Source organism: Nitrobacter sp. 62-23 (assembly GCF_001897285.1).
Taxonomy (GTDB): Bacteria; Pseudomonadota; Alphaproteobacteria; order Rhizobiales; family Xanthobacteraceae; genus Nitrobacter.
Genome location: NZ_MKSM01000055.1, coordinates 1 through 7,246, shown reverse-complemented (window position 1 = coordinate 7,246; position 7,246 = coordinate 1). Strand labels below are relative to the sequence as shown.

The following is a 7,246-nucleotide window of genomic DNA, read 5'->3' as shown; positions in this document are numbered from 1 at the left end:
AGCCGACGCTCTTGGGATCGACGCGCTTGAGGCCGACGCGGTCGGCGTGCTGATATTGCGTATAGATTCCCTTCGCGATCGGAATCACCTCGGCGAGGATGTCGAGTTCTTCCGGCACGCCGGGCCGGCCCGCGAACAGGACGTCGACGATTTCCTCGAAGTTGAACAGCCAGAACGGCAATTTCAGATTACGCGGGTTGAGCACGATCGCGCGCTCGCCGAAACATCTGCCGTACTCGTTGTGAACGTCGAGCAGGAAGATGCGCAGGCTGGGCCGCGATTTCAGGATTTCGTTGATGAGCAGCGACACGCCGCTCGACTTGCCGACGCCGGTCGAGCCGAGCACGGCGAAATGCTTGCTGAGCATTTCCTCGATGTCGACATAGGCTGTTACGGACCGGTCCTGCTGCAGCGTGCCGATGTCGATCTGATCCGCTCCGTTGGGTGCGTAGATGGTGCGCAGTTCCTGGTTTGTGATCAGCTCCGCCGGGTCATCGATCGCCGGATAATTGGTGACGCCGCGCTGGAAGCGGGGGCGGGCACTGGCGCTGTCGAGAATTTCGCCGAGCAGGTCGACGGAGGCGCTTGCCATGAACTCGTCCGAGGACGGCAGATGCTCGCAGGAAACCTCGGTGATCATGGCGACGATCGTGGAAGTCGCGCTGCGCAGGCTGACGGACCGTCCGACGGTGGCTCGCGCTGCCGCGGGCGACATCCGGCCGGCCTTCAGAATACCGACGCGCGCCTGCGATCCGCGTACCGAGATCACGCGTCCGAATGAACTGGCGGAAGTCGTATGAAGCATTTGCTGATCACAATTCTTGTGCTGTCGACCCGGACTGTCGCACGCAGTTATTGTCAAAACGGTTAAACCCGGCCTGTCTTTGGGAGTACGACAGATCTGCCATGCGTGTTGAGCGGTTCAGTGCGTCGCGCTGATTTCGTTGGAGAATGGGCCTTTAAGGCATGATCCCGAAAAAGGAGAACCGGTTTTTCCGATAAGATCATGCTCGTGTGGTCCCCGAAGTTGAATCAGCCCCTCGCGGTGCCGGCCGGATGCGCCAGGCGGAAGTTCGCGATCGGCGGAAGTTCGCGATTCATTAACCACAGGGGGAGCCTGCGGCGCCGCAGGCGGAATTGCCAGTGTTGGAAGTTGCTTTCGGAGGCTCGGGTCGATGGACGCCGTTGAATGGCCCGCGTTGGGACCAAAGCCGACTGCACCGGGGAGGTGCCCGGTCCAGCCAGAAGAGCCAGAAGAAATGCGTCCCGGTCTGTCCGCGCGCTTGCCAAGGGAGGGAACGAGCGGGTAGAAGGACCACGTTTCGGCCGCGCTCGCCTTCGGCCTCGGCCGTTATCAGTAACGCCTTGCGGGCGTTGATGAAAACTTGGGGAATGGTGTAACGGTAGCACAACAGACTCTGACTCTGTTTGTCTAGGTTCGAATCCTAGTTCCCCAGCCACGATCGATGCACTTGGTCTCGTGAGGCGGCTATCGTTCAAAGCTATCGTTCAAGGATAGTCGGCAGAGGCCGACGGTCGCTCGATAGCTATAGCGTTTTCGAGCGAAGTGGAATCCGGTTCGCGTGAAGAAAACGCATCAAATCAAGAGCCTAGAGTCTTTCACTGTTCCATGAAACGGTGAAAGACTCTAGGTGTAAAAAGACCCCGAGGCTGGCCGCCGGGTTTTCTCTTTTACCGCTCACGCCCCTTCGTGCTTTCGCGGAGCGAGGAAGGGCGTCAGGGCGAACATCCCAAGCGCTACCAGGAACAAAAGCCAGACGGGAGCCTGGAAAGTGCCGGTGACATCTCGCAGCAAGCCGACGAGCCAAGGTCCGGTGGCGGCGAGCAGGTAACCGACGGTCATCATGAATGCATTCCAAGCATTCGCTTCGTCCGAACCATGCGCGTTATCGAGCGGCAAGGTCATTGCGAGCGTAAAGCCGCCGCCTACGCCAAATGCGGCGATGGCGATCCAGATGTACGCCGCTGATGGCGGCGCCAATGCCATCCCGAGGGTTCCTGTGCCTGCGAGCGCCGCACAGACCGCGAGCCACGCCCGGCGATCAGGCGCCCGGCTCAACAAGCCGAGCACCGGCATCGCAACCGTAAAAACCACCGTGAAGGTTGCAAGCACGAGACCCGCAGATGACGCGGACAGGCCATGCTCCCGGTACATCGGAGAAGTCCATGCCAGGAACGCGAAGAACAGGAAATTGTCGCAAGCGAAGAAAAGCGCCACTAGCCAGGCTTTTGGGTTCCCGAGCGGTAATCGTACAGCCTTGACGGCCTTGGCCGGGGCTCCGGCCAACTCGCGCTTTTCCCACAGGAGGATTCCGAGCGCTGCGAAAATCGCAATCAAAGCAACAGGGCTCCATATGCCTGTTCCGATCCGCCATCCGTTCAATCCGTTTGCGCTGGCAAACGCCGCAATCGGTCCAGTCGCGGCTGCGGAGATCGTGGTGCTGCCCGCGAGTGCGGTCGTATAGATGCTCATCATCATGGCGACGTTGGTCGAAAACCTGGCCTTGATGATCCCGGCGAACAGTGTGCCCGATATCGCGATCCCGGCCCCCACGCCGACCGTAGTCAGCAGCAGCAGCGCGACGTCCGAGACGAACGAGCGTGCCGCCATTGAGATAAACAGCAGCACGAGAGACCCGAGCAACAACTCGTTTTTTCCCAATCGCCGCGCCAACCACGGAGTCGGCAGCGCCAGTAGCCCCATCAGGAGTGTCGGGATGGTCGTCAGCAACGATGCCATCGTATGCGAGAGCGCGAACTCTCGACTGATGAGCGGTAGAACCGGACCGATTGACGCGATGCCAGGCCGAAGCGCCATCGCAATGACGACCATCGCAGCGACGAGCCACGCCGCTTTCTCTCCACCAGCCAAGCCTTCGTGGGTCGGTTTGGCATTGCAAATCGCTGCCGTTGAGGCGGTCTCCTGCATGATGCGCACCATCGGGCTGTGGCACTTAGCTGGGAGCTAGTTGCCATGATCGGATTGATTGCTCCGGTCCGGTTTTGCGAACACTCCGGAGCTTGTGACCAAAAAATAAAGCCCGTCGATCAAGCGATCCAACTCATTGTTTGTATCATTCAAATCGATCCTGCCGATGGGTAAAGGACTGTGTCCGACGGCTATGCTGCTATTCGCGACATACGGCGTGGTGCAGGAGTCCACAATGCGGCTACCTGATTAAGTCATAGAATCGATTGATTACATCATAGTAATTTTCTGTGGTAATCGATAAAGCTGATCGAGATGTTGGGGGCGCGGCGCCTTGCAATTCCTCACTGTCGCGGGCTTCAGCCTCACACGGATCAAGTTGGCCGGATTGTGGGCTTCATGACGCTGGAACAATTGCGCATCTTCATTGCGGTTGCGGAACGGCAACACGTCACGCAGGCCGCGGGCGAGTTGAATTTGACGCAATCGGCAACGAGTGCCGCTATCGCATCGCTGGAGACGCGTTACGGCATAAAGCTGTTCGATCGTATCGGACGTGGCATCGTGCTGACGCAAGCGGGACGCGACTTCCTTTACGAAGCCCGTGGCGTCGTGGCCCGCGCCAAGGCGGCGGAGCAGATACTAAATGATCTGGCCGGTCTAAAGCGCGGATCGTTGACGATCGCAGCCAGCCAGACGGTGGCGAATTACTGGTTGCCCGGGCGTATCCAACAATTTCAAGCGGCCCATCCAGGCATCGACCTTCGAATCACGATCGCAAACACGGAACAGGTGACACAGGCCGTCCATAACGGCATCGCGGACCTTGGATTTGTCGAAGGCGAGACCAGCGATCCTCTGCTGGCCGTTCGGAAAATCGAGGGAGACTCGTTGATCGTCGTCGTTGGCAGGAAGCATCCCTGGGCCGGCCAGACCAGGATTGCGCCGAAAAGCCTGACTGCCACGGGCTGGATCTTGCGAGAGCCCGGTTCCGGTACCCGATCGATGTTCGAGGCCGCACTTGGAAAATTTGGGCTGAACATATCGGATCTTGTAATCAGGCTCGAATTGCCGTCGAACGAGGCCGTGCGCATGACCGTCGAGTCGGGCGATTGCGCGACCGCGATATCTGACCTGGTCGTGGCACAATCGCTGAAAGCCGGAACGCTTCATCGCGTCAGGATCGAACTCCCGCGACGCTCCTTCTTTGTTTTGCGGCACAAAGAGCGTTATGCCAGTCAGGCACAGAAAGCGTTGCTCGCATCGTTCCGGATCTGAGGGCGGCTCATCGCGGAAATCGTTTCGAAGGAAAGCGATCCGGGGGCTGGCTGAGAAGGTTGAAGGCGGCACGCGCGCAGGCGACCACAAATTCGAAGCCGCTGGCGTCGGCTTCTGATCCGCGCGCTATTCGGCCGCTTCCTTGATCGCGGCGCCCCCCGGCAGGTTCCGATCGCTCCCGGCGCCTCCGCGTCCCCAGCCGGACAGCCAGTTGGAGAACTGGTCGAGGTAGAGATAGACCACCGGCGTGGTGAACAGCGTCAGCACCTGGCTGACCGCCAATCCTCCGACCATGGCGTAGCCGAGCGGTTGGCGGATTTCCGCGCCGGCGCCGGTGCCGAGCATCAGCGGCACACCGCCGAGCATCGCGGCCATGGTCGTCATCATGATCGGGCGGAAGCGGAGCAGGGCGGCCTTGCGAATGGATTGCTCCGGCGACAGGTGCTCCTCGCGCTCGGCCGCGATCGCGAAGTCGACCATCATGATGCCGTTCTTCTTGACGATGCCGATCAGCAGGATGATGCCGATCAGCGCGATCAGGCTGAAGTCGTAGCCGAACAGCATCAGCGTCGCCAGCGCGCCGACGCCCGCCGATGGCAACGTCGACAGGATGGTGATCGGGTGGATGTAGCTCTCATAGAGGATGCCGAGGATCAGGTAGACCACGACGAGCGCGGCGAGGATCAACAGCGGCACGGTGCTGAGCGACTGCTGGAAGGCCTGCGCGGTGCCCTGAAAACTGCCGTTGAGCGTCGCCGGCGTGCCAAGCTGGCGCATGGCGGTCTGCACGGCATCGGTGGCCTGTCCCAGCGCGACGCCCTGCGCGAGGTTGAAGCTGATGGTGATCGCCGGAAACTGGCCCTGATGGCTGATCGACAGCGGGCGCACCGGCACCGTCGTCCACTTGGCGAAGACCGAGAGCGGGACCTGCTCGCCGGTGAGCGGTGATTTCACATAGATCTTGTTCAGGGTATCGACCTTGCCCTGCAACTCGGGAAGGATCTCGAGGATCACATGATAGCTGTTGAGCTGGGTGAAGTACTGCGCGACCTGCCGCTGGCCGAAGGCGTCGTAGAGCGTGTCGTCGATGAGCTGCGGTGCGATGCCGTAACGCGAGGCGGCGTCGCGATCCACTGTGAGCGTCAGCGTGGTGCCGTTGGTCTGCTGGTCGGTGGCGACGTCGCGCAGTTGCGGCAGCGTCTGCAGCTTGCTCAGCACCTTCGGTGCCCAGGTGTTCAATTCGTCGAGATTGGCATCCTGTAGCGTAAATTCGAACTGCGTGCGGGTGGCGCGCCCGCCGAGCCGGACGTCCTGTGCCGCCTGCAGGAACTGCCGCGCGCCTTCGACCTTGTCGAGCTTGGGCCGCAGCCGGGCGATGATCTGCTGCGCCGAGGCGTCGCGCTCGCCGCGCGGTTTGAGCGTGACGTACATGCGGCCGTTGTTGAGCGCGCTGCCGCCGCCGCCGATGAACATGGCGATGCTGGCGACGGCGGGATCGGACATCACGATCCGCCCCAGCTCCTCCTGCTTCCGCTTCATCTCGTCGAAGGAGATGTCCTGCGCGGCCTCGGAGGTGCCGATGATCATGCCGTTGTCCTGCTGCGGGAAAAAGCCCTTCGGGATGATGACGAACAGGTAGATCGACAGGCCGAGCGTCACGAAGAACACCAGAAGCGTGGCGCGCCGCCAGCGCAGCACGAGGTCCAGACCGCGGCGATAGGCGTCGAGCATGGCGTCGAAGCCGCGTTCGCTGAGCTGATAGAGCTTGCCATGCCGGACGTCGTGCTGGTTTCGCAGGAAGCGCGACGCCATCATCGGCGTCAATGTCAGCGACACCACGAGCGACACGAAGATCGCCATCGCCAGCGTCACCGCGAATTCGCGGAACAGACGCCCGATGATGCCGCCCATCAGCAATAGCGGGATCAGCACCGCGATCAGCGAAATGCTGATCGACATGATGGTGAAGCCGATCTCGCCTGCGCCCTTGAGCGCGGCCGCCATCGGCGATTCGCCTTGCTCGATGTAGCGACTTATGTTTTCCAGCATGACGATGGCGTCATCGACGACGAAGCCGACCGAAATCGTCAGCGCCATCAGCGAGAGATTGTCGAGCGAATAGCCGAACGGCCACATCAGCGCGCACGCGCCGAGCAGCGCCAGCGGAACGGTGACGCTCGGGATGATGGTCGCCCAGAAACTTCTCAGGAACAAAAAGATCACCATCACGACGAGGACGATGGTGATGAGCAGGGTGATCTGCACGTCTTCGACGGCAGCGCGGATCGTCTCGGTGCGGTCGCTGATGATCCTGATCTTGATCGTCGGCGGGATCGCCGCGATCAGTTTCGGCAGTTCCGCCTTGATCCGGTCGACCGTGTCGATGACGTTGGCGCCGGGCTGCTTGAAAATGACGAGAAACACGCCGCGCTCGCCGTTTGCCCACGCGGCCCGCTTGTTGTCCTCGGGCCCCGTCACCGCCCGGCCGATGTCGCGGATGCGCAGCGGCCCGCCGTTGCGGTAGGCGATGATGACGTCGTTCCAGTCCTTCGACGCGGTCAACTGGTCGTTGGCGTAGATGGTGTAGCTGCGCGTTCCGCCGTCGATGCTGCCTTTCGGGCTGTCGACCGTCGTCATGGTGATCTGGCTGCGGATGTCCTCCAGCGACAATCCCTTGGCCACGAGCTTGGCCGGATCGATCTGGATCCGGATCGCAGGCTTTTGCTGGCCGCCGACGAACACCTGCGCGACGCCGGAAATCTGGCTGATCTGCTGCGCCATATTGGCGTCGGTGTCGTCGCTCACCGTGGTCAGGGGCAGGGTGTCGGAGGTCGCCGACAGCAGCATGATGGGCGAGTCGGCCGGGTTGACCTTGCGGTAGGTCGGCGGGCTCGGCAGATTTTTCGGCAACTGGCCGCCGGCTGCGTTGATGGCGCCCTGAACGTCGTTGGCGGCGCCGTCGATGTTGCGGTTGAGATCGAACTGGATCGTGATCGAGGTCGATCCGATCGAACTGGT

At 61.3% G+C, this 7,246-nt stretch carries 5 protein-coding genes and 1 tRNA gene (1 of these 6 cut by a window edge); 3 read left to right on the top strand and 3 right to left on the bottom strand.

The annotated features are described in order from the left end of the window. Positions 1–592 carry part of the coding region annotated (locus BGO16_RS04625) for an ATP-binding protein (RefSeq protein ID WP_292617420.1) on the bottom strand (this coding region is incomplete at its 3' end). 72 nt of the annotated region lie to the left of the window's left edge, so 592 of the 664 annotated nt are shown. On the opposite strand from BGO16_RS04625, the gene BGO16_RS04620 reads away from it, so the two are divergent. Both BGO16_RS04620 and BGO16_RS04615 read left to right on the top strand, forming a co-directional pair. Further along, entirely contained in the window at positions 591–800 is a 210-nt protein-coding gene (locus BGO16_RS04620) for a hypothetical protein (protein ID WP_292617419.1), read from the top strand. The genes BGO16_RS04625 and BGO16_RS04620 overlap by 2 nt on opposite strands. A 586-nt stretch (positions 801–1,386) precedes the next feature. Further along, positions 1,387–1,460: transfer RNA gene (locus BGO16_RS04615), tRNA-Gln, on the top strand. 239 nt (positions 1,461–1,699) lie between these two features. On the opposite strand, the gene BGO16_RS04610 is transcribed toward BGO16_RS04615, so the two are convergent. Next, positions 1,700–2,950, bottom strand: a complete 1,251-nt coding sequence (locus BGO16_RS04610) for an MFS transporter (protein WP_292617418.1) — start codon at positions 2,948–2,950, stop codon at positions 1,700–1,702. Between the two features lie 399 nt (positions 2,951–3,349). Between BGO16_RS04610 and BGO16_RS04605 the strand changes: the two genes are divergently transcribed. After that, the gene (locus BGO16_RS04605) at positions 3,350–4,228 is read left to right on the top strand and encodes a LysR family transcriptional regulator (RefSeq protein ID WP_292617417.1); all 879 of its coding nucleotides are present in this window, start codon (positions 3,350–3,352) and stop codon (positions 4,226–4,228) included. Positions 4,229–4,354: 126 nt separating this feature from the next. On the opposite strand, the gene BGO16_RS04600 is transcribed toward BGO16_RS04605, so the two are convergent. Then, positions 4,355–7,246: efflux RND transporter permease subunit (locus tag BGO16_RS04600; RefSeq protein ID WP_292617416.1), on the bottom strand; the 2,892-nt coding region annotated here is incomplete at its 5' end.